Below are 21022 nucleotides of genomic sequence, written 5' to 3'. Positions count from 1 at the left end.
ACACACCTGACAGTCCAGCGGGTTTCACCATGTGGAATCCGTCGGCTCGTACGTCCCCCACACCTCCCGCAGCGCCCCGCACACCTCCCCCACCGTGGCCCGCGCCCGCAGCGCCTCCTTCATCGGGTACAGCACGTTCGCCGTTCCCGCGGCCGCCTCCCGCAGGGCCCCGAGCGCCGCCGTCACCGCCGCCGCGTCCCGCTCCGCCCGCAGCCGCGCCAGCGCCGCGCACTGCCGCTCCTCGATGGCCGGGTCCACGCGCAGCGGCTCGTACGGCTCTTCCCGCTCCAGCGCGAAACGGTTGACGCCGACCACCACCCGCTCCCCGCCCTCGGTCTCCTGGGCGATGCGGTAGGCGTTGCGCTCGATCTCGCCCTTCTGGAAGCCGTTCTCGATCGCGGCCACCGCCCCGCCCTGGTCCTCGACCCGCCGCATCAGCGCGAGCGCGGCCGCCTCCAGCTCGTCCGTCATCCGCTCCACGGCGTACGAACCGGCGAAGGGGTCCACGGTGTGCGGCACGTCCGTCTCGTACGCGAGGACCTGCTGGGTGCGCAGCGCCAGGCGGGCGGATTTCTCGGTCGGCAGCGCGATGGCCTCGTCGAAGGAGTTGGTGTGCAGGGACTGGGTGCCGCCGAGGACCGCGGCGAGCGCCTGTACGGCCACCCGTACGAGGTTCAGTTCGGGCTGCTGCGCGGTCAGCTGGACCCCGGCCGTCTGGGTGTGGAAGCGCAGCATCAGCGACTTCGGATCCCGCGCCCCGAACTCCTCGCGCATGACGCGGGCCCAGATCCGCCGGGCCGCGCGGAACTTCGCGACCTCCTCCAGGAGGGTGGTGCGGGAGACGAAGAAGAAGGAGAGCCGGGGCGCGAACTCGTCGACCGCCATGCCGGCGGCCAGGGCCGTACGGACGTAGGCGATGCCGTCGGCGAGGGTGAAGGCCACCTCCTGCGCGGGCGAGGCCCCCGCTTCGGCCATGTGGTAGCCGGAGATGGAGATGGTGTTCCACTTGGGGATCTCGGCCCGGCAGTAGCGGAAGGTGTCGGCCGTCAACCGGAGCGAGGGCTCGGGCGGGAAGATGTACGTGCCCCGCGCGATGTACTCCTTCAGGACGTCGTTCTGGACCGTGCCCGTCAGCCGCCCGCCCGGAATGCCCTGTTCCTCCGCGACCAGTTGGTAGAGCAGCAGGAGCAGCGCGGCGGGCGCGTTGATGGTCATGGAGGTGGAGACGCGGTCGAGCGGGATCCCGTCGAACAGCGTCCGCATGTCGTCGAGCGAGTCGACGGCGACCCCGACCTTGCCGACCTCGCCGTGCGCGAGCGGGGCGTCCGAGTCGTGTCCCATCTGGGTCGGCAGGTCGAAGGCGACGGACAGTCCGGTGCCGCCGCCCGCGATGAGCTGCCGGTAGCGGGCGTTGGACTCGGCGGCCGTGCCGAAACCGGCGTACTGCCGCATCGTCCACGGGCGGCCGGTGTACATGTTCGGATAAATCCCCCTGGTGTAGGGGAAATCGCCTGGTTCGCCCAGGGCGGCCGCCGGGTCCCACCCCGTCAGGTCGCCGGGCCCGTAGACGGGTTCGATCGGGAGTCCGCTCTCGGTGCGTGCCATGTGACGAAGACCTCCGTAGAGCTACCGGGCCCGGAGCTGGTACAACCTTGCCCGCACATCGGTTCGTAAGGCCGCGGACGGCTGCTGGTCACAATGGCGCAACATCCCGTGGCCCAGTGCAACTCTCCGCGCGCGCCAGGCATCACCTAGATACACGACGTAGAAACCGGGGGACTGCAATGCAGCGCCAGAGATTCATAATCCGCACGATCGGGGTGGCCGCCGCCGTCGCGCTCGCCGCGACCGCCTGCGGGCCGCAGAAGTCGGAGTCCGCCGGCTCCACTCCCTCGGCTCCGTCCTCGCCCACGGCGGGCGCCACTCCCGAAGCCTCTCCGTCCACCGACAACAAGCCCGGCGAGGCCTCGCCGTCGCCGTCGGCCTCGACGTCCGCGTCGGCCTCCCCGTCGGCCTCTCCTTCGCCCACGGTGAAGCAGATCATGGCCAACGGCGACGACACCGACCAGGTGCGCGAGCTCCAGGCGCGCCTGCGGCAGCTCAAGCTGATGTCGGTGGCGCCGACCGGTTTCTACGGCTCGAAGACCACGGCCGCGGTCAAGTCCTTCCAGTCGAAGAACGGTCTGACCGCCACCGGTTCGGTCGACGAGGCCACCTGGAAGAAGATCCAGAGCGCCAGCAAGAAGCCCACCGCCGACGAGCTGCGCCCGCCGACCGTCAACGAGGTCGACGCGCCGGACCCGCGCTGCATGGAGGGCCGGGTCATGTGCATCAGCAAGGAGAGCCGCACCCTCGCCTGGATGATCGACGGCAAGGTCATCTCCACCATGGACGTGCGCTTCGGTTCGGAGAACACCCCGACCCGCGAGGGCGTCTTCAAGGTGGACCGCAAGGAGAAGGAGTGGACGTCCACGCTCTACCACACGTCCATGCCGTACTCGATGTTCTTCAGCGGCGGCCAGGCCGTGCACTACTCGGCCGACTTCGCGGCCCGCGGCTACGCCGGCGCCTCGCACGGCTGCGTGAACGTCCGCGACAAGGGCAAGCTGTCGAGCCTCTTCGGCCAGGTGAACGTGGGCGACAAGGTCGTCGTCTACTGGTGATGCGCACGGCCCACGGCCCCACGAGCCCAAGCAGAAGGCCTTCGACCGGGATCCGGTCGAAGGCCTTCTGCTTGGGACGGCGCGGCCGTGGGCCGACCGCCGGGGTCGAGGTAAAGGGCGCGGGCAGGGCCGGGGGAACGTGCCCCGCCCGCGCCGGTTGCGCAGAGCCCAGGGGTACGGGGGGAACCCCGGCTCATGCGCGGCCGATGACCAGTCGGCTCGATATGTACTGCGCCGCCGGTTCGAAAAGTGTTACAGGCGGGTCAGCACATGTGTCAGAGACCGGTGCGCAGGCCCGTCGAGCCCCGCGGGAGCGCCGGGGCCAGGGTCGGGGCCTTGAGCGTCCCGTCCCCCAGCGGGGTGTCGCGGCGCTTGCCGCCGGAGTCCCCGTCCAGCACCGACTTGCAGTAGTCCGGTATCCGGGTGAGCCCGTCGGCCAGGCGGGAGAGCCGCTCGCGACGGTCGTCGTCGAGACGTCCCGACCGGTAGTCCTGGCAGAGGTCCAGCGCCTTGAGCAGGGTCTCCCGCTCACGCCGCTCACGGTCCTTGCCGGTGTCCCCGCTGCCGAAGGTGTCCCGGTCGCGGTCCTTGTCGCCCGTGCCGCCCACGGCGCTCAGGCCGCTCTCGGGGTCCTTGCCCGCGCCGCCGGTGCCCGAGGCGCCCGACGAGGTGTCCGCGCCGGTGCCGGTGCCGGGCAGCGTGCGTCCGTCCGGGCCCGGGGACTGCGTGGGTCCCGGGGTGAGCGTCGAATTCGAGCCGTTCGGCGGCGGGGTGGGCAGCAGCTTCGGGGTGAGCGTCGGGGCTCCGCTGCCGATGCCCGGCTCCGCGTTCTCGCCGGCGCTGATGGACATCGCCGGTCCGGGTCCCGCGCTGTCGTGCCGGTCACGGTCCAGCAGTCCGGCGCCCGCGGCGGCGGCGAGGCCGCCGACGGCGACGCTCGCCAGAGCGGCCGCCAGGCCGAAACTCACCGTCCGGGCGCGCCGGGGCGCAGGGGCGAAGGAGGGCACGAGACGGCCGAGATCGACCACGGGCTCGCCGGATCCGGCCAACGCGGCGCGGTCCGAGGGGTCCGCGGAGCGGCCGGCGGCACGCGCCGTGCGGAAGGCGGCGACCGCCGCGGCCTCGCCGGGCAGTTCCGTGCCCGCGGGCGGCAGCTCGCCGCCGGCACCCAGGGCTTCCAGGGCGTCCAGCGCGGCACGCAGTCGCGCGGCCTCGATGCGGGCACGCGGTTCGGCGCCGGCCGGCCCCACAGGTTCCGCCGGTTCGCCGCGCAGCAGTCTGTCCGCCGCGGCCTGGTCCAGCCACCTGTTGCGCTCGTCGGCCATCACATGTCCTTCTGCGTCCGCCAACGTGAATGCGTCACACCGGTTTGTTCTACGAAGCCCCCACCTCGGCCGCGTTGCGCGGGTACGGCGTCGAGATCCCTCCCGCCCCCGCCGTCCCACGGCTGGCCACCGGCATTATGGCCGACCGCCGCGCCCGGCTCCGCGCCGGTGCCCGGGTCCGGCCCGAAGCCGCCCTCCGAGCCCTCTTCGCCGAGCAGCTCGGCCAGCTTCTTCAGACCCCGGTGCGCTGCGGTGCGTACGGCGCCGGGGCGCTTGCCGAGGGTCTCGGCCGCGCTCTTGGCGTCGAGTCCGACCACGACCCGCAGGACGACGGCCTCGGCCTGGTCCTGCGGGAGCCGGGCGATGAGCGCCATGGTCCGGCCGGTGGAGAGGGACTCCATCGCCGCGCCCGCGGTGTCGCAGTCGGCGGCCCACGCGGTCAGCTCGGTGTCGTCGCCGCCGATGGCGGGACGGCGGCCGCGCATGCGGATGTGGTCGAGGGCCCGGTTGCGGGCGATGCGGGCGGCCCAGCCGCGGAAGCGGTCGGCGTCGCCGGTGAAGGAGTCGAGGTCGCGGGCGATCTGCAGCCAGGCCTCGGAGGTCACGTCCTCCGCGTCGCCGTCTCCGACGAGCGTGCGTACGTATCCGAGCAGGCGTGGGTGCACGGCGCGGTACACAGCACGGAACGCGTTCTCGTCGCCGTCCTGTGCCGCGAGCACCGCGGCGGTCAGCTCCGCGTCGTCCCCCAGCAAAGTCCCCAACCCGTTCACTGTCCTGTACGTGTGGCGCAAATCAGCACGTTACGGCTTTCAAGTACCTCCCGTCCACGAGTGATACAACGTGCAACCAACCCTGTGCGGAGCGAGGTGTGACACAAAACGCACTCAGGGCGCTGACAGGGGTACGGGCTTGTCGCACGAGCCCGTGACGGATGGCGGCCGGGGCCTCTCCTGTGGGGGGTGGCGGCCTCGGTCGCCCTCCCCCTCCCGGACGACTTCCCGGGCCGGGCCGTGGCGCTCACGTCATCCTTTCGGCTCACTTCCGGGTGAAATCCCCAGATGGGTACGACACACCCTGCCTCCCATCGCTAGCGTGGCGGTACACCCGCGCCGCGCCCCGAGGAGCCCCCCGCTGTCCAGCCACCTTCCGGCACAGGCCCGCGGCACTTCCGATCCTTCTCACGGCTCCGGGCTGGCGCGGTTCAACACCCTGTCCCCCGAGGCCGCCCACGCCGTGCTGCTCCAGTGCTGCGGGAGCCGGCGCTGGGCGCACCGGGTGGCCACCCACCGCCCGTACCCGAATCCGGACGCCCTGCTCGCCGCCGCGGACGAGGCCTCGTACGACCTCTCGCAGGCCGACCTGACCGAGGCGCTGGCCGCCGAGTGCTCGGCGGAGCTGGACCACGGCGCACCGTACGCCGCCCTGCTGGCCCTCGACGCGGCGCACGCGGAGTACGAACGGAAGTTCGGCCACGCCTTCGTGATCTGCCTCGCCGGGCATCCGCCGGAGGAGCAGGCGGACCAGCTGCTGGCCGCGATCCGCCGCAGGATGACGCACGAGGTGGACGAGGAGCGCTCGATCTCCGCGGACGAGCTGCGCCGCGTCGCCCAGGACCGGCTCTGGGATCTGACACGCTGGCTGACCTCGACGGATGGGCCGACTGCCACGGAAATCGGGCTATTCGCCCCTGTGGGATAGCCCGTACGTGCCTGTTTGATCACACCGATGGCCCCCGCGCAAGGGAACCGACAAAGCGTCGCTACGATGTCCGGGGCCGGAGGACCGTACCCGGCCGGGCCCGACCGACAAAGAAGCCGGCTGGCCCCCGCCCCGCTTCCGGAGGGTTTTCCGTGCCGGCTGGAACGTTGTACCGCGGCCGGGAAGGAATGTGGTCCTGGGTGGCTCATCGAGTCACCGGCGTCCTCATTTTCTTCTTCCTGTTCGTACACGTCCTCGACACCGCACTCGTCCGCGTCTCACCCGAGGCGTACGACGACGTGGTGGCTACCTACAAGACTCCGATCGTCGCGCTGCTGGAGTACGGCCTCGTCGCCGCCATCCTGTTCCACGCGCTCAACGGTCTCCGTGTCATCGCCGTGGACTTCTGGTCCAAGGGCCCGCGCTACCAGAAGCAGATGCTCTGGACCGTCGTGGGCATCTGGATCGTGCTGATGGTCGGGGCCCTGTACCCCGTACTGGGCCACGCCTACCTTGAACTGTTCGGGAAGTGACACGCATGTCTTCTGACACTTCTTCCGTCGACATGACCAAGGGCGCCGGCGACGGCGGCTCCGTGACCGGCGTCTCGCTCTACGACGTCGAGAACCCGGCGCCGTACATCGAGGCCCCGCGCAAGCGCACGGGCAAGACCCCGCGCTCGACCCGCGGCAACTTCGAGATGGTCGCGTGGCTCTTCATGCGCCTCTCGGGCATCGTGCTGGTCGTCCTGGTCATCGGCCACCTGCTGATCCAGCTGGTGCTCGACGGCGGCGTCTCCAAGATCGGCTTCGCCTTCGTGGCGGGCCGGTGGGCCTCCCCGTTCTGGCAGGTCTGGGACCTGCTGATGCTGTGGCTGGCGATGCTGCACGGCGCCAATGGTCTGCGTACCGTCATCAACGACTACGCGGAGCGCGCCAACACGCGGCTGTGGCTGAAGGGCCTGCTCTACACCGCCACGGTGTTCACCATCCTTCTGGGCACGCTGGTGATCTTCACCTTCGACCCGAACATCCGCTAGGCAACGGGGCTGAGGCGAAACCAATGAAGATCCACAAGTACGACACCGTCATCGTCGGCGCAGGTGGCGCGGGCATGCGCGCCGCCATCGAGTCGACGAAGCGCAGCCGCACCGCGGTGCTGACGAAGCTCTACCCCACCCGCTCCCACACGGGCGCCGCGCAGGGCGGCATGGCCGCCGCGCTGGCCAACGTGGAAGAGGACAACTGGGAGTGGCACACCTTCGACACGGTCAAGGGCGGTGACTACCTGGTCGACCAGGACGCCGCCGAGATCCTGGCGAAGGAGGCCATCGACGCGGTCCTCGACCTGGAGAAGATGGGCCTGCCGTTCAACCGCACCCCGGACGGCACCATCGACCAGCGCCGCTTCGGCGGTCACTCGCGCAACCACGGCGAGGCGCCGGTCCGCCGGTCCTGCTACGCCGCGGACCGCACCGGTCACATGATCCTCCAGACGCTGTACCAGAACTGCGTCAAGGAGGGCGTGGAGTTCTTCAACGAGTTCTACGTCCTGGACCAGCTCCTGGTCGAGGAGGACGGCGTCAAGAAGTCGGCCGGTGTGGTCGCGTACGAGCTCGCCACCGGCGAGATCCACGTGTTCCAGGCCAAGGCCGTCATCTACGCCTCCGGCGGCACCGGCAAGTTCTTCAAGGTGACCTCCAACGCGCACACCCTCACGGGTGACGGCCAGGCGGCCTGCTACCGCCGCGGCCTGCCGCTGGAGGACATGGAGTTCTTCCAGTTCCACCCGACGGGCATCTGGCGCATGGGCATCCTGCTGACGGAGGGCGCCCGCGGTGAGGGCGGCATCCTCCGCAACAAGGACGGCGAGCGCTTCATGGAGAAGTACGCGCCGGTCATGAAGGACCTCGCGTCCCGTGACGTCGTCTCGCGCTCCATCTACACCGAGATCCGTGAGGGCCGCGGCTGCGGTCCGGCCGGTGACCACGTGTACCTGGACCTGACGCACCTGCCGCCGGAGCAGCTCGACGCGAAGCTCCCGGACATCACCGAGTTCGCGCGCACCTACCTGGGCATCGAGCCGTACACGGACCCGATCCCGATCCAGCCCACCGCGCACTACGCCATGGGCGGCATCCCGACCAACGTCGAGGGTGAGGTCCTTAGCGACAACACCACCGTCGTCCCCGGCCTGTACGCGGCCGGCGAGGTCGCGTGCGTGTCGGTGCACGGCGCGAACCGCCTGGGCACCAACTCGCTGCTGGACATCAACGTCTTCGGCAAGCGCTCCGGTATCGCCGCGGCCAAGTACTCGCAGGAGAACGACTACGTCGAGCTCCCGGAGAACCCGGCGCAGCAGGTCGTCGACCTCGTCGAGCACCTGCGCAACTCCACGGGCAACGAGCGGGTCGCCGAGCTGCGTCTGGAGCTCCAGGAGACGATGGACGCGTGCGTGATGGTGTTCCGTACGGAGCAGACCATCAAGACCGCGGTCGAGAAGATCGCTGAGCTGCGCGAGCGCTACAAGAACGTGTCCGTCCAGGACAAGGGCAAGCGCTTCAACACGGACCTGCTGGAGGCCATCGAGCTGGGCAACCTGCTCGACCTGGCCGAGGTCATGGCCGTGTCCGCGCTGGCGCGCAAGGAATCCCGCGGCGGTCACTACCGCGAGGACTACCCGAACCGCGACGACGTCAACTTCATGCGCCACACCATGGCGTACCGCGAGGTCGGCGACAACGGCAAGGACTCCGTCCGGCTGGACTACAAGCCCGTCGTCGTCACCCGCTACCAGCCGATGGAGCGTAAGTACTGATGGCCACCCCGACCATGTCCGAGACGGACAAGATGGAGGCGGCGGCCGCCGCCTCGCCGTTCATCACGGTCACCTTCCGGATCCGCCGCTTCAACCCGGAGATCTCGGAGGAGTCGACCTGGCAGGACTTCCAGGTCGAGATCGACCCGAAGGAGCGCGTGCTCGACGGTCTCCACAAGATCAAGTGGGACCTCGACGGCACGCTGACCTTCCGCCGCTCGTGCGCGCACGGCATCTGCGGCTCCGACGCGATGCGGATCAACGGCAAGAACAGGCTCGCCTGCAAGACGCTGATCAAGGACATCAACCCGGAGAAGCCGATCACCGTCGAGGCCATCAAGGGCCTCACGGTGATGAAGGACCTCGTGGTCGACATGGAGCCCTTCTTCCAGGCGTACCGCGACGTCATGCCGTTCCTGGTCACCAAGGGCAACGAGCCGACGCGCGAGCGCCTGCAGTCCGCCGAGGACCGCGAGCGCTTCGACGACACCACCAAGTGCATCCTGTGCGCCGCGTGCACGTCCTCGTGCCCGGTGTTCTGGAACGACGGCCAGTACTTCGGCCCGGCGGCGATCGTCAACGCGCACCGCTTCATCTTCGACTCGCGTGACGAGGCCGGCGAGCAGCGGCTGGAGATCCTGAACGACAAGGACGGCGTGTGGCGCTGCCGCACGACCTTCAACTGCACCGACGCGTGCCCGCGTGGCATCGAGGTCACGAAGGCCATCCAGGAAGTCAAGCGCGCCCTGATCACGCGCCGTTTCTGACCTTCCGGTCCGTGTGTACGAGGGCCCCGTCCCCGGTTCGTCCGGGGGCGGGGCCCTCGCCGTTCCCGTACGGCATCAGCGGCGGACCTGGCTGGTGATCGTCGGGTCGTCGACGAAGGTCACCATTCCCATGCCGCCGACCCTAGGGGTGGGCACTGACAACGGGCGGCCGGGGACCGGACGGGCGGTCAGGGGTGCGTCAGGGGCGGGTGGGGGGCGTCCCTCATGGTCGGCGGATCCTGACCGCGACAGGCTTGCGGACATGACGAACCCCGCGAACTCAGCCACCCGCAAGGCCCGTTGGATCACCCTGGTCGCCGCCTGCGCGGCCGTCGCGTCGATCGGCGTCGGCGCCCTGCCCGCCTCGGCGGCCCAGCCGATCCCGGCGCCCGTGGTGGGCACGATCGGCCACCGTCAGTCGGTCGACGAGGAGGCCCTGGCGAAGGCGATGGCCCCCGGCGGTGTCGCGGCGGGGACGATGGTGCGGACATCCGGGCCGGGCGTCCGCTGGACGAAGGCGACGGGCCCGCTCTCCCATGACCCCGCGGCGTCCTTCCGCATCGGCAGCATGACCAAGATGTTCACCTCCACCGTGGTGCTCCAGCTGGTGGCGGAGGGGCGGTTCACCCTGGACACCCCGATCCGCGAGGTCCTCCCCGAGACCGTTCCGGCGCACTGGAAGCCGATCACCATCGGTCAGCTGCTCAGCCACACAAGCGGCCTCGGCCTGCCCTGCGAACCGCTCGCGGACGGCCTCGGGCTGACCCCCGAGCGGGTGGTCCACGCCTGGACCGGCTGCGCCACCGCGCCCGAGTCCCCCGTCACCGTGCAGCAGTACAACGGCGCCAACTGCTTCTTCCTGGGCCTGGCGATCGAGAAGGTCACCGGCCGCACCTACGCCGAGGAGGTCCAGCGGCGCATCGCGCGCCCGCTCGGCCTGCGCCACACGTACGTCCCCCAGGCGGGGGACAGTTCGATGCCCACCCCCTCCCTGGACGCCCCCGTCCCCAAGGAGCCGTGGGCGTGGGCCGAGGGCGGCATGATCTCCAACGCACCCGACATGGAGCGGTTCACGAAGGCGCTGCTGGGCGGCCGTCTGCTGCCGCCCGCGCAGCAGAGCCGGCTGTTCGTCATGCCCGCGCTCTCCAAGACCTCCAAGCAGCCTTACAGCGCGGGCGGGTTGGCGTTCTTCAAGCTGTCGGACGGGACCGAGGTGTGGGGCAAGACCGGCAGCATGGCCCAGTACACCAGCGGGGTCTTCGCCACCGCGGACGGCCGCCGCGTGGTCACGTACTCCTTCCTGCCCGGCCCGGCCGCGACCAAGGACGAGGTGATCGGGCACGTCACCGGCATCGTGGAGGCAGCTCTCTGACCGGCGCACGGGGAGGGGGGTCGTTGTGGAAGGATCGGCCATATGAGCGAGCAGCAGCCGAATCCGTACGCGAACGACCCCACCGGGCAGGGCGGTCAGCCCGGCGCCCCCGACCAGGGTGACTACAGGTGGGGTCCGGGCGAGGCCAGTTACGGCTATCCGCAGCCCTACCCGGCGGCCCCGGCCTACCAGCCGACCATCGGCGGCGCGGGCCTGCCGGCCCCCGGCTACCCCGCCGCCGCCCCGGCCGGCGGCGCCGGCCTGTCGCTCGGTGACATCACCATCGCCGGGGACCAGATCATCACCCCGTCGGGCCCGATGCCGCTCAAGGGCGCGATGTGGAACGCGACCGACTTCTCGCGCACCGAGGAGAAGATCCCGGCCCACGCGGTCGTGCTCGCGATCGTCTTCTTCATCTTCTGCCTGCTCGGCCTGCTCTTCCTTCTGATGAAGGAGAAGACCACCACCGGCTACATCCAGGTCACGGTGACCAGCGGCGGCCGCCACCACTCCACGATGATCCCGGCGACGAACACGGGTTCCTACCAGTGGGTGATGTCCCAGGTGAACTACGCCCGCTCGCTGAGCTTCTGACGCGGCGGGGCGGGGCGGGGACCCGGCCGGCGGGCGCCCCCGCCCTCACGCACGCGGGCGGACCTCGACGTTCTCCAGGACGCCGACGGCGTCCGGGACCAGGACGGCCGCCGAGTAGTAGGCGGTGACGAGGTACGAGATGATCGCGCGCTCGTCGATGCCCATGAAGCGGACGTTGAGCCCCGGCTCGTACTCGTCCGGCAGGCCTGTCTGGTAGAGGCCGATCACGCCCTCGTTGTCCTCGCCCGTGCGCACCGCGATGATCGAGGAGGTGTGCTGCTCGGTGAGCGGGATCTTCCCGCAGGGCAGGATCGGCACCCCCCGCCAGGCGGGGATCTGGTGGCCGTCGACCTCGACGCCGCCGAGGGCGAGGCCGCGCTTGTTGCACTCCTTGCCGAAGGCGGCGATCGCCTTCGGGTGGGCGAACAGGTACTGGGTGCCGCGCCGCATGGACAGCAGGTCGTCGAGGTCGTCCGGGGTCGGCGGGCCGCAGTGGGTCTGGATGCGCTGGTCGAAGTCGGCGTTGTGGAGCAGCCCGAACTCCGGGTTGTTGACGAGCTCGTGCTCCTGCCGTTCCCGCAGCTCCTGGACGGTGAGCCGCAGCTGCTGCCGGGTCTGGTCCATCGGCTCGTTGTAGAGGTCGGCGACACGGGTGTGCACCCTCAGCACGGTCTGGGCCACGCTCAGCTCGTACTCGCGCGGCTTGAGCTCGTAGTCGGCGAAGGTGCCGGGCAGTGCGTGCTCCCCGTGGTGGCCGGCGCTCAGTTCGATGGCCTTCTCGCCGGCCCGGTTGGTCCGGAAGCCGTTGCGGCCGCCGTTGAGGCCCGCGACGTGCGCGCGCAGGTGGGCGTACTGGTCGGCGACCGCCCGGTACGCCGTCTCCGGGAGCGCGAGGATCGTGACGGCGGTCGCCGCGCGGGCGGTGAACTCCCAGGTGGTGCCCTTGGCGCGGGCCAGGGTGTGGCCGCCGAAGGTGTCGCCGTCGCCGAGGCGCCCGATGACGTTCTCGTCCCCGTACTTCCCCGCGCAGATCTTCTCGACCTTGCCGTGGGCGATGAGGAAGACGTGGTCGGCCTTCTTCCCCGAGTGCACGATGACCTGGCCGGGCTGGTACTCCTTCTGCACGAACCTCTCGGCCAGCGCGCCGAGCGCGAGCGGGTCGTCGAAGCCGCGCAGCAGCGGCAGCTCGGTCAGCTCGGCGGGGATGACGTGGACCTTGGAGCCGTTCTTGACGAAGGTGACGCGGCCGTCGCCGAGCGTGTACGAGAGCCGCCGGTTCACCCGGTAGACGCCGCCGGGCGTGTGCACCCAGGGCAGTTTCCTCAGGAGCCAGCGGGAGCTGATGCCCTGCATCTGCGGTTCGGACTTGGCCGTCGTCGCGAGGTTCCGCGCCGCCGCCGTACTCAGGCTGAGCTGTTCCTGTTCCTGCTGCCGCTGCGCCGTTCCGGTCCGGGTGCCCGGGGCTGTCTCGACCGACATGGCCGCCTCACTTTCGAATGCAGGTGACGGTTACTCTCGGTGGCCATGTGTAACGCATCGCGGTTGCGGCTGTCGCCGGGCATCGCCACGACCGGGTGAGGCGATGGGGCCGTCCGGCCCAGCCGGAGAACCCCCCGGCCGTTCGCTTGAACTTGTTCAAAAAAGGCCCTACAGTCAACGACGTAAGCATTTGAACGCGTTCAAGGGGGCTGGGTCCATGGACCTCACCGTGGTCACGTACGTCATCTACCTGCTGGTCAGCATCGGTCTCACCGTCTGGGTGGCCCGCACGCTCAGCCGCAACGGCCGGGTCTTCATCGGCGACGTCCTCCAGGGGAACGAGAAGCTCGCGGACGCCGTCAACCAACTCCTCGTGGTCGGCTTCTACCTGGTGAACATCGGCTTCGTGACGCTCTACCTGAGGTCGAGCGAGGAGATCGACACCGCCCGCGGCCTCTTCGAGGCCCTCTCGGTCAAGCTCGGCGTCGTCCTGCTCGTCCTCGGGGTCATGCACCTCGGAAACGTGTGGGTGCTGAACAAGATGCGCCGCCGGGGCATCATGGAGCACCAGCAGACCCCGCCCGTCGCCCCGCAGGGGTGGACCGTACCCACCGGGGCCTGAGCCGTGGCCCCCACGCGAGCGGTGCGGAAACTGACCGTCCTCTACGACGCGAGCTGCCCGCTCTGCGTGCACATCCGGCACTGGCTGCTCGCGCAGCGCCGGCTGGTCCCGCTCGCCCTGGTCCCCGCGGCCTCCTGGGAGGCACGGCGGCGGTTCCCGAAGCTCGACCACGCGTCGACGCTGAAGGAGATCACCGTCATCGGGGACTCGGGGCAGGTGTGGAAGGGGACCGACGCCTTCATCGTGTGCCTGTGGGCGCTGGTGGAACACCGGCCGAAGGCCAACTGGCTGGCCACCGCGGCCGGCCGGCCCTTCGCCCGGGCGGCCATGTACACCGCCTCCGCCTGGCGGCAGGCGGTACGGACCGGGGGACCGCTCGACGGCGCGGAGGGACCAGCCTGTGACGACCAGTGTTCCGTCCCCCGATAGGCTCATCCACCGTGACTGATCAGAAGGCTCCCAAGAGCGAGCAGACCCGCACGCTCATCCTCGAAACCGCGCTCCGTCTCTTCCAGGAGCGCGGCTTCGACAAGACGACGATGCGGGGTATCGCGAAGGAGGCCGGTGTCTCGGTCGGCAACGCCTACTACTACTTCGAATCGAAGGAACACCTGGTCCAGGGGTTCTACGACCGGATCGGCGCGGCACACCAGGCAGCGGTCCGGCCCATCCTGGACAACGAGACCGATCTGCAGAAGCGGCTCGCGGGCGTACTGACCAGCTGGATGGACATCGCGGCCCCGTACCACGAGTTCGCCTCGCAGTTCTTCAAGAACGCGGCCGACCCCGAGAGTCCGCTCAGCCCGTTCTCGCCGGAATCGGAGACGGCGCGGCAGGCGGCGATCGACATCCACCGCGAGGTGCTGGCGGGCGCGAAGACCAAGGTGCCGGCCGAGCTGGCCGACGTACTGCCCGAGCTCATGTGGCTCTCGCAGATGGGCCTGGTCCTGTACTGGGTCTTCGACCGCTCCCCGAACAGCGAGAAGACGCGGCGGCTCGCCGAGCGCGGCGCGCAGCTGACGACGCGGGGCATCGTCCTGGCCCGGTTCCGGGTGCTGCGGCCGCTGGTGCGGGAAGTGCACGAACTCTTCGCGGACTTCCTGCCGGGCATGGCGCAGACGGCCACGGCGGGGGCCCGGCGCAAGGCGTCGGACCCGGACCCGACACCGGACCCGAAGTCGGACCCGAAGTCGAAGTCGAAGTCGAAGCCGAAGCCGGACCCCGCGTAGGCCCCCGGGACCCCGCGCTCAGAGCCAGTCGAGTTCCCACAGGCGCCAGACCCCGGTGCCGTCCGACAGGTACTGGGCGCCGGTGACGGCGTCGCGGGACATCACGTAGTCCTTCTTCTGCCAGATCGGCACCAGCGGGGCCTGCTGGGCGACCGCCTTCTGGAGGTCGCGGAACTCGGCGGCCGCGTCGGCCCGCTCCGAGTGGGACTGGGTACGGGTGATCAGCTCGTCGACGTGCTTGTCGGAGAAGCCGTTGTTCATCGACGAGTCGGCGCCGACGAGCGGGGAGAGGAAGTTGTCCGCGTCCGGGAAGTCGGCGACCCACCCGATCGTGTAGACGTCGAACTCGCCCGCCGCGTAAGCCTTCTGGTAGTCGGCCCACTTCTCGACCGGCTTGACCGTCACCTGGAAGAGCCCGGTGCCCTCCAGCTGCCGCTTGAGCTCCTCGGCCTCGGTGACGTTCGCACCGCGCACGTTCACCCCCAGGGTGAGCGGGACGGTGGCGTTGATCCCGGCGTCCTTCAGGAGCTTCTTCGCGGTGGCGCCGTTGGGCGTCGGATAGGCGTCGAAGAAGGGCGTGCTGTGAGCGGCGATGCCCGCCGGGACCAGGGAGTACAGCGGGGTGACGGTGCCCAGGTAGACGTCGCTCGCCACCTTGGAGCGGTCGAGCAGGGCGGCGACGGCCTGGCGGACGGCGAGCGGCGCGGCCGCGGAGCCGGGGCGGACGTTGAAGACCATCGAGCGGGTCTCGCTGCCGCCGGCGGCCTGGTAGCGGACGTCCTTCATGCCCGGGTTGAGGCCGGCGAGCACGGCCGGCGGCATCTCCCGGTGGGCGACCTCGACCTGGCGGGCGTTCCAGGCCTGGTCGAGGTCCGCGGAGTCCTTGTAGTACTTCACCGTGACGGAGGTCCGGGCGGGCTTCCCCTGCCCCTTGTACGAGGTGTTGGGCTTGAGCTCGGCGCTCGTACCGGCCTTGTACGCGGCCAGCGTGTACGGGCCGGAGCCGTCGATCCTGCCGTCCTCGCGCAGGGACTTCGCCGGGTACTTGTCCTTGTCGACGATCGAGGCGGCGCCCGTCGCGATCTTGAAGGGGAAGGTGGCGTCGCCGGCGGAGAGGTTGAAGGTGACCGTCCGGCCCTCGGCCTTGACCGACTCCAGGGTGTTGAACAGCGGGGCCGGGCCCTGGTCGGAGTTGATCGCCTTGATGCGGTCGAAGGAGTGCTTGACGTCCTCGGCGGTGATCGCGCGACCGCCGGCGAACTTCACGTCGGGGCGCAGCTCGCACCGGTAGGTGGTGAGCTTCTGGCCGACGAACCCGCAGGAGGAGGCGGCGTCCGGCACGGGGGCGTCGGAGCCGGGCTTGACGGTCAGCAGCGACTGGTAGACGTTGCTGAACAGGGCCCAGGAACCGACGTCGTACGCGCCGGCGGGGTCGAGGGCGGAGACCACGTCGCTCGTCCCGACCCGGATGGCGCCCCGGCCGCTGCCGTCCTCGGGCAGCAACTGCCAGGTGCCCACGCCGGCCACGCCGAGGACCAGCCCGGCCGCGATGATCTTCCAGCGGACAGACCGCATCCCGTGAACCCCACCCGTTGTCCCGCTGACAGCGTCACGCTGTCCGATTAACGGTCATCCCATCACGGAATATCAGCCACCGGAAGGCCGATTCCCGGGAGTTCAAGGCGGGTTGGGACGGGTCAGGCCTGATATGAGGCGAGTTCCACGACCGTGATGTCGGACGGCGCGCCCACCCGGACCGGGGGTCCCCAGGCGCCGGCTCCGCGGGACACGTAGAGCTGGGTGTCTCCGTACCGCTCCAGCCCGGCGACGGTGGGGTTGGCGAGCTCGGCGAGGTAGTTGCCGGGCCAGAGCTGGCCGCCGTGGGTGTGGCCGGAGAGCTGGAGGTCGACGCCGTGGCGGACGGCGTCATGGATGACCACGGGCTGGTGGGCGAGGAGCACGGCCGCCCGCGACCGGTCCCGGTCGCCGAGGGCCGCCTGGAAGTCGGGGCCCTTCCCCTCCGTTTCGCCCTGGATGTCGTTGACGCCGGCGAGGTCGAAGTGGGGCAGGGCGCGGCGGGCGTTCTCCAACGGGTTCAGGCCGAGTTCGCGGACGTGGTCGATCCACTGCTGCGCCCCGGAGAAGTACTCGTGGTTCCCGGTCACGAAGTACGAGCCGTGGCGGGCGCTGAGCCGGCGCAGCGGCTCGGCGGCGGGCCCGAGGTCGGGGACGCTGCCGTCGACGAGGTCGCCGACGATCGCGATGAGGTCGGGCTGGGTGCGGTTGACGGTGTCGACGATGCGCTGGGTGTGGGCGCGGCCGAGCACCGGGCCGAGGTGGACGTCGCTGACGACGGCGATGCGGAAACCGTGCGCCGCACGCGGCAGTTTCGCCAGCGGAACCCGTACGCGCCGCACGCTCGGCCCGCGCAGGACCCCGTAGGTCCCGGTGGCGACGGTGCCGACGGCCACGGCGGCGGCCGCCCCGCCCACCGCCCGCGCGACGAACCGGCGCCGGCTCAGCTCCAGGGCCATGACGGCGGGCTCGGGGGCGGGCTCGGCGGTGGCGGCCGCGACGGGCGCCGTGGCCGGCTCGGGCGTGGGCTCGGCGGCCGGCGCGGGGGCCTGCTCAGGGGCGGCGGCCCGGAGCGCGGTCTGCGGCGCGGGAGGCCCTGCGACCGCCCCGGAGGGGACCCGGTGGGCCAGACGGCGGAGCAACAGCGCGCGGATCGGCTCCGCGACCAGCATCGTCAGGGTCAGGTACAGGAGCACCGCGAGCCAGAGGTATCCCGGCCAGGCCACCGTCTGCTGCAGCCAGAAGGGGGCTCCGGCACGACCCGTGGTCAGGGCGGCCACAGAGAGGAGGGGCAGGGCGATGGTCAGAGCCGTGCCGATGCGGCGGGTGCGGGCGCCGGGCGCCGTGGTGTCGCGGACCAGCCGGATCCAGAGCCAGCGGTGCACCAGCACCAGCAGGGCGCAGACCGCGAGCGCGACGAGCGCGAAGACGAGGATCGTCATGCCGAGGCACCCGTGCCGGCGCCCGTGCCCGCGCCCGTGCCCGCCCCCGTGCGTGATTCACGCCGCAGGGCCCGGACCCCGCGCAACCCGATCACACCGACCGCCGTCCCCAGGAGAAAGGACGTCACCGCGAGCGTCAGGTGCACCCAGAAGTAGGAAGTGGGATCGCCCGCCGCATCGAAGGCCTGGCCACTGCCGTTCTTCCACAGGTTCCGGACGAAAGACACCCAGATGAACCAGCTCCACACTCCGAAGGCGAGCAGGAACCAGGAGGCGGCACGGCTGAGTTTCATGCCTTCAGTATCGGATTCGTCCCCAGGACGGACGCGCCGGGGTGGGCTGTCCCGGGGGTGGTTGCACCGAAATGGCCGGTCAGCGACGCCGGACAGCTCATCGGGAGGTACTTTCACCTGCGTGTCTGCCAAGACGACCGCGCTGACGGTCCTTTCCGCCGCGTTGCTGGTGCCCTCCCTGCTGGTGGCCCCCGCCCACGCCGCGCCGACCCCGCCGGCCGACGGGAAGGGCGGGCCCGCCAAGGCGCCGCAGGCGCCCGCGCCGCCCGCGTCGATGTCCACGGTCGGCGGATCCCTGCTCGGCCAGCCGGGGACCCAGGTGAACCTGCTGCCCGGCGCGCCCGCCCTGCCGACGAACCTCACCGGGCGGTCCTGGATCGTGGCGGACGCCGAGTCGGGCGAGGTCCTGGCGGCGTACAACGCGCACTGGCGGCTTCCCCCGGCCTCCACCATGAAGATGCTCTTCGCGGACACCGTGCTGCCGAGCCTGCCCAAGGAGCAGGTCCACAAGGTCACCGAGCAGGACATGGACGGCGTGGGCCAGGGCAGCAGCCTGGTCGGCGTCAAGGAGGACCTCGAGTACTCGGTCCACGACCTGTGGCTCGGGGTGTTCCTGCGGTCGGGAAACGACGCCGTGCACGTACTTTCGGCCATGAACGGCGGCATCGACAAGACCGTCAAGGACATGCAGGCGCACGCCGAGGAGCTCCAGGCCCTCGACACGCACGTCGTGTCCCCCGACGGGTACGACGCCCCCGAGCAGGTGTCGAGCGCGTACGACCTGACCCTCATCGCCCGCTCCGGCCTGCAGAAGCAGGACTTCCGCGAGTACTGCGGCACGGCCGAGGCGAAGTTCCCGGGCCGGCAGGAGGCCGGGAAACCGCGCGAGTACTTCGAGATCCAGAACACCAACCGGCTGATGACGGGCGCGGGCGGGCTCTCCCCCTACAAGGGCATCGCCGGGGTGAAGAACGGCAACACCACCATGGCCGGCTCCACCTTCACCGGCGCCGCCCAGCAGGGCTCCAGGAAGCTGCTGGTCACGGTGATGAACCCGGGTGCGGGCGGTGCGAACTCGGTCTACGAGGAGACCGCGGCGCTGTTCGACTGGGGTTTCGCGGCCGCCGGGAAGGTCAGGCCGGTGGGTGAGCTGGTGCCGCCGAAGAGCGCGGACACCTCCTCGCACGGCTCCCCGGCCCAGTCGCACGAGAACAACCCGTCGGCGGCCGGGAAGGGCTCGGGCGGCGTGGGCACCGCGCTGGGCATCGCGGGCGGCGTACTGGCCGTACTGGCGGGCGGCGCCTTCGTGGTCAACCGCCGCTGGCCCCGCGGCCGCCGCGGCCGGGGCGAGGACCTGGTGTAGCCCCGGTCCGGCCCGGGCCCGCACGGGCCCGGCCCGGACCCCTCGGTCACCCGGACGAGTCCGCCTCGCTCCGCACCTGGGGTTCCGGGGTCTCGTCCTCCTCGCGGGTGGCCGTCCAGGACGAGACGTACAGCAGCAGCTTCGCCGTGAAGTTGATCCAGAGCAGCAGGGCGATCGGCACGCCGAAGGCCCCGTACATGCTCTTCGCGGCGACCTCCCGCATGTAGCCGCTGAGCAGCAGCTTCAGCAGCTCGAAGCCCGCCGCGCCGATGAGCGCCGCCTCGATCAGGCGGCGGCGCGGCGGTTCCACCCCGGGGAGCAGGGTCAGCAGGTAGAGCAGCACCAGGAAGGCGGCCACGACGCCGACGAGGAAGGCGGCGGCGCGCAGTCCCACCCCGCCCGCGCCCTCCTTCGGGATGCCCAGCCAGTCGGCGGACTTCCCGACCGCCGAGGCGCCGAAGATCGAGGCGGCGGCGGAGGCAAGGCCCACCGCGCCGAGGCCGAGGAGGACGAGCCCGTCCTTGCCCTTGCGGACGATGGGGTTCCCGTCGTCCTCGTCGTCCTTGTCCCACACGGCGCGCAGGCAGTCGCGCATCGCGCCCACCCAGCCGATGCCGGTGAACAGCAGGAGGGCGCCCGCGACGAGCCCGACGGTGGCCGCGTTCGCTACGAGCCCCTCGATGTTCAGCTGTTCGGAGATGCCCGGGACCTGCTCGGAGAGGTTCTTCTCCAGCTGGTCCAGCTGCTTCTGGCTGAGCAGCGCCGCGCCCACCGCGGCGGCCACGGTGATCAGCGGGAAGAGCGCGAGGAAGCTGATGAAGGTGATGGCGGCGGCGAGCCGGGTCCAGTGCACGCGGTCGAGGCGCTCGTACGAGTGCCAGGCGTGGGTCCGCATGAGGCGGGCCACGAGCGGCCCGATCACCGGGAGTTTCGTCAACCAGTCCATGGGGTCACCGTAAATGAGCCGACGTAAATAGCCGGGATTGTCGGTTTTGGGTACTACGGTCGTCGACTGTGACTTTTTCCGAAGCGCGCCCTGACGGTCGCCCGTTCCACACGCTGGTCCTGCGAAGGCTGAGATTCCGCGCCCGGCGCACCGCCCGGCTGACCCTGCGCCCGCTCCGTCAGGAGGGCAGCGGGGTCGCCCCGGGGGCTCCCGCCGCCTCGCCCGCCGGGCAGCCCGGCTGCGGCGGTACGCCGATCGCACCGGTCCCGAAGGGGTACTCGCGCAACTTGCGCCAGACCCCGTCCGAGCCCTGCTCGTAGAGCGCGAAGCCCTCGCACAGCCACTCGGCGGCGTACTCGGAGAGGGCCGAGAACGCCAGGTCCATCGCCTCCTCGGAGATCCCGTGGGCGACGGTGACGTGGGGGTGGTACGGGAAGGCCAGCTCGCGGCTGAGCGGCCCCTGGGGGTCGCGGACCTCGCCCTGGAGGCGGGTGCAGCCCGCGGCGCCCTCGACGACCTGGACGAAGACGACCGGCGAGAGGGGACGGAAGGTTCCCGTCCCGCCCAGCCGCATCCGGAAGGCGCAGGAGGCGTCCGCGACCTCGGCGAGGTGGGCCCGGATCGCCGGGAGCCGGTCCGCCTCCACCTCGGTCGGCGGCACGAGGGTGACGTGCGTGGGGATGCCGTGCGCGGCGGCGTCCCCGAAGCCGGCGCGCCGCTGCTGGAGCTGGCTGCCGTACGGCTCCGGGACCGCGATCGAAACGCCGAGCGTTACGGTCCCCACGTATCTCTCCTCCGCTTGTCGCTGTGGACTGCTGCCGCCCCAGTGTGGCGGCA

General features: G+C 70.7%; 21 protein-coding genes. 12 read left to right on the top strand and 9 right to left on the bottom strand.

Translation table 11 applies throughout. The features are described from left to right. Window positions 1-24: 24 nt before the first annotated feature. A complete protein-coding gene (locus tag AB0D29_RS04315) occupies window positions 25-1605 on the bottom strand; it encodes a methylmalonyl-CoA mutase family protein (protein ID WP_362852061.1) in 1581 nt (526 codons plus the stop codon). A gap of 179 nt (window positions 1606-1784) precedes the next feature. Here AB0D29_RS04315 and AB0D29_RS04310 point away from each other — a divergent pair, with 179 nt between their 5' ends. Continuing rightward, the gene (locus AB0D29_RS04310) at window positions 1785-2663 is read left to right on the top strand and encodes a L,D-transpeptidase family protein (protein ID WP_362852060.1); all 879 of its coding nucleotides are present in this window, start codon (window positions 1785-1787) and stop codon (window positions 2661-2663) included. A 275-nt stretch (window positions 2664-2938) separates the two neighbouring features. On the opposite strand, the gene AB0D29_RS04305 is transcribed toward AB0D29_RS04310, so the two are convergent. Together AB0D29_RS04305 and AB0D29_RS04300 are read right to left on the bottom strand one after the other, a co-directional pair. Next, on the bottom strand, window positions 2939-3988 hold the full coding sequence (locus tag AB0D29_RS04305; RefSeq protein ID WP_362852059.1) for a hypothetical protein: 1050 nt from the start codon (window positions 3986-3988) through the stop codon (window positions 2939-2941). Next, window positions 3988-4740, bottom strand: a complete 753-nt coding sequence (locus tag AB0D29_RS04300) for an RNA polymerase sigma factor (protein WP_362852155.1) — start codon at window positions 4738-4740, stop codon at window positions 3988-3990. Before AB0D29_RS04300 ends, AB0D29_RS04305 begins: the two co-directional genes overlap by 1 nt. A gap of 379 nt (window positions 4741-5119) precedes the next feature. Here AB0D29_RS04300 and AB0D29_RS04295 point away from each other — a divergent pair, with 379 nt between their 5' ends. The 7 genes from AB0D29_RS04295 (at window position 5120) to AB0D29_RS04265 (ending at window position 11236) form a co-directional block, all read left to right on the top strand. Continuing rightward, a complete protein-coding gene (locus AB0D29_RS04295) occupies window positions 5120-5686 on the top strand; it encodes a 2-oxo-4-hydroxy-4-carboxy-5-ureidoimidazoline decarboxylase (RefSeq protein WP_362852154.1) in 567 nt (188 codons plus the stop codon). Window positions 5687-5838: 152 nt separating this feature from the next. Further along, a complete protein-coding gene (gene sdhC, locus AB0D29_RS04290) occupies window positions 5839-6219 on the top strand; it encodes a succinate dehydrogenase, cytochrome b556 subunit (RefSeq protein ID WP_078892868.1) in 381 nt (126 codons plus the stop codon). Between the two features lie 5 nt (window positions 6220-6224). Beyond that, window positions 6225-6725, top strand: a complete 501-nt coding sequence (locus AB0D29_RS04285; RefSeq protein WP_362852058.1) for a succinate dehydrogenase hydrophobic membrane anchor subunit — start codon at window positions 6225-6227, stop codon at window positions 6723-6725. A 23-nt stretch (window positions 6726-6748) separates the two neighbouring features. Beyond that, window positions 6749-8503 carry a succinate dehydrogenase flavoprotein subunit gene (gene sdhA, locus AB0D29_RS04280; RefSeq protein WP_362852057.1) on the top strand — a complete coding sequence of 585 codons (1755 nt, stop codon included), beginning with the start codon at window positions 6749-6751 and terminating at the stop codon, window positions 8501-8503. Next, window positions 8503-9270 carry a succinate dehydrogenase iron-sulfur subunit gene (locus AB0D29_RS04275; protein WP_362852056.1) on the top strand — a complete coding sequence of 256 codons (768 nt, stop codon included), beginning with the start codon at window positions 8503-8505 and terminating at the stop codon, window positions 9268-9270. The genes sdhA and AB0D29_RS04275 overlap by 1 nt, the downstream gene beginning before the upstream one ends. A gap of 262 nt (window positions 9271-9532) precedes the next feature. Next, window positions 9533-10642 carry a serine hydrolase domain-containing protein gene (locus tag AB0D29_RS04270; protein ID WP_362852055.1) on the top strand — a complete coding sequence of 370 codons (1110 nt, stop codon included), beginning with the start codon at window positions 9533-9535 and terminating at the stop codon, window positions 10640-10642. Between the two features lie 42 nt (window positions 10643-10684). Further along, a complete protein-coding gene (locus tag AB0D29_RS04265) occupies window positions 10685-11236 on the top strand; it encodes a hypothetical protein (RefSeq protein WP_362852054.1) in 552 nt (183 codons plus the stop codon). 45 nt (window positions 11237-11281) lie between these two features. Here the strand turns inward: AB0D29_RS04265 and AB0D29_RS04260 are convergent, their stop codons facing one another. Continuing rightward, complete coding sequence (locus AB0D29_RS04260) at window positions 11282-12715, bottom strand: family 2B encapsulin nanocompartment shell protein (RefSeq protein WP_362852053.1); 1434 nt, start codon at window positions 12713-12715, stop codon at window positions 11282-11284. Between the two features lie 217 nt (window positions 12716-12932). Here AB0D29_RS04260 and AB0D29_RS04255 point away from each other — a divergent pair, with 217 nt between their 5' ends. From AB0D29_RS04255 to AB0D29_RS04245, 3 genes are read left to right on the top strand one after another with little or no spacing between them, the layout of a single operon-like run. Then, window positions 12933-13337 carry a hypothetical protein gene (locus tag AB0D29_RS04255; RefSeq protein ID WP_362852052.1) on the top strand — a complete coding sequence of 135 codons (405 nt, stop codon included), beginning with the start codon at window positions 12933-12935 and terminating at the stop codon, window positions 13335-13337. A gap of 3 nt (window positions 13338-13340) precedes the next feature. After that, entirely contained in the window at window positions 13341-13766 is a 426-nt protein-coding gene (locus tag AB0D29_RS04250; protein WP_362852051.1) for a DCC1-like thiol-disulfide oxidoreductase family protein, read from the top strand. A gap of 11 nt (window positions 13767-13777) precedes the next feature. Next, the gene (locus AB0D29_RS04245) at window positions 13778-14566 is read left to right on the top strand and encodes a TetR family transcriptional regulator (RefSeq protein WP_362852050.1); all 789 of its coding nucleotides are present in this window, start codon (window positions 13778-13780) and stop codon (window positions 14564-14566) included. Between the two features lie 18 nt (window positions 14567-14584). Here the strand turns inward: AB0D29_RS04245 and AB0D29_RS04240 are convergent, their stop codons facing one another. The 3 genes from AB0D29_RS04240 to AB0D29_RS04230 all read right to left on the bottom strand — a co-directional run bounded on the left by AB0D29_RS04240 (window position 14585) and on the right by AB0D29_RS04230 (window position 17876). Continuing rightward, window positions 14585-16141 (bottom strand): ABC transporter substrate-binding protein, encoded by a 1557-nt coding sequence (locus AB0D29_RS04240; protein ID WP_362852049.1) that lies wholly within the window; start codon window positions 16139-16141, stop codon window positions 14585-14587. 122 nt (window positions 16142-16263) lie between these two features. Then, entirely contained in the window at window positions 16264-17583 is a 1320-nt protein-coding gene (locus tag AB0D29_RS04235; RefSeq protein WP_362852048.1) for a metallophosphoesterase, read from the bottom strand. Further along, on the bottom strand, window positions 17580-17876 hold the full coding sequence (locus AB0D29_RS04230) for a hypothetical protein (protein WP_362852047.1): 297 nt from the start codon (window positions 17874-17876) through the stop codon (window positions 17580-17582). Before AB0D29_RS04230 ends, AB0D29_RS04235 begins: the two co-directional genes overlap by 4 nt. A gap of 121 nt (window positions 17877-17997) precedes the next feature. On the opposite strand from AB0D29_RS04230, the gene AB0D29_RS04225 reads away from it, so the two are divergent. Beyond that, on the top strand, window positions 17998-19239 hold the full coding sequence (locus AB0D29_RS04225; protein ID WP_362852046.1) for a D-alanyl-D-alanine carboxypeptidase: 1242 nt from the start codon (window positions 17998-18000) through the stop codon (window positions 19237-19239). A gap of 46 nt (window positions 19240-19285) precedes the next feature. On the opposite strand, the gene AB0D29_RS04220 is transcribed toward AB0D29_RS04225, so the two are convergent. Together AB0D29_RS04220 and AB0D29_RS04215 are read right to left on the bottom strand one after the other, a co-directional pair. Then, on the bottom strand, window positions 19286-20185 hold the full coding sequence (locus tag AB0D29_RS04220) for a YihY/virulence factor BrkB family protein (protein WP_362852045.1): 900 nt from the start codon (window positions 20183-20185) through the stop codon (window positions 19286-19288). A 178-nt stretch (window positions 20186-20363) separates the two neighbouring features. Continuing rightward, the gene (locus tag AB0D29_RS04215; RefSeq protein WP_362852044.1) at window positions 20364-20969 is read right to left on the bottom strand and encodes a 2'-5' RNA ligase family protein; all 606 of its coding nucleotides are present in this window, start codon (window positions 20967-20969) and stop codon (window positions 20364-20366) included. Between the last annotated feature and the right edge of the window lie 53 nt (window positions 20970-21022).

This window comes from Streptomyces sp. NPDC048424 (genome assembly GCF_040651555.1).
Taxonomy (GTDB): Bacteria; Actinomycetota; Actinomycetes; order Streptomycetales; family Streptomycetaceae; genus Streptomyces.
Note: the sequence above shows the minus strand (reverse complement) of the source record. Positions and strands in the feature narration are given on the sequence as shown.

What these genes read in the sequence shown, in the direction of transcription:
- AB0D29_RS04315 (WP_362852061.1), bottom strand. Translation starts at nt 1,605, where the DNA reads ATGGCACGCACCGAGAGCGGACTCCCGATCGAACCCGTCTACGGGCCC.
- AB0D29_RS04310 (WP_362852060.1), top strand. Translation starts at nt 1,785, where the DNA reads ATGCAGCGCCAGAGATTCATAATCCGCACGATCGGGGTGGCCGCCGCC.
- AB0D29_RS04305 (WP_362852059.1), bottom strand. Translation starts at nt 3,988, where the DNA reads ATGGCCGACGAGCGCAACAGGTGGCTGGACCAGGCCGCGGCGGACAGA.
- AB0D29_RS04285 (WP_362852058.1), top strand. Translation starts at nt 6,225, where the DNA reads ATGTCTTCTGACACTTCTTCCGTCGACATGACCAAGGGCGCCGGCGAC.
- sdhA (WP_362852057.1), top strand. Translation starts at nt 6,749, where the DNA reads ATGAAGATCCACAAGTACGACACCGTCATCGTCGGCGCAGGTGGCGCG.
- AB0D29_RS04275 (WP_362852056.1), top strand. Translation starts at nt 8,503, where the DNA reads ATGGCCACCCCGACCATGTCCGAGACGGACAAGATGGAGGCGGCGGCC.
- AB0D29_RS04270 (WP_362852055.1), top strand. Translation starts at nt 9,533, where the DNA reads ATGACGAACCCCGCGAACTCAGCCACCCGCAAGGCCCGTTGGATCACC.
- AB0D29_RS04265 (WP_362852054.1), top strand. Translation starts at nt 10,685, where the DNA reads ATGAGCGAGCAGCAGCCGAATCCGTACGCGAACGACCCCACCGGGCAG.
- AB0D29_RS04260 (WP_362852053.1), bottom strand. Translation starts at nt 12,715, where the DNA reads ATGTCGGTCGAGACAGCCCCGGGCACCCGGACCGGAACGGCGCAGCGG.
- AB0D29_RS04255 (WP_362852052.1), top strand. Translation starts at nt 12,933, where the DNA reads ATGGACCTCACCGTGGTCACGTACGTCATCTACCTGCTGGTCAGCATC.
- AB0D29_RS04240 (WP_362852049.1), bottom strand. Translation starts at nt 16,141, where the DNA reads ATGCGGTCTGTCCGCTGGAAGATCATCGCGGCCGGGCTGGTCCTCGGC.
- AB0D29_RS04235 (WP_362852048.1), bottom strand. Translation starts at nt 17,583, where the DNA reads ATGACGATCCTCGTCTTCGCGCTCGTCGCGCTCGCGGTCTGCGCCCTG.
- AB0D29_RS04230 (WP_362852047.1), bottom strand. Translation starts at nt 17,876, where the DNA reads ATGAAACTCAGCCGTGCCGCCTCCTGGTTCCTGCTCGCCTTCGGAGTG.
- AB0D29_RS04220 (WP_362852045.1), bottom strand. Translation starts at nt 20,185, where the DNA reads ATGGACTGGTTGACGAAACTCCCGGTGATCGGGCCGCTCGTGGCCCGC.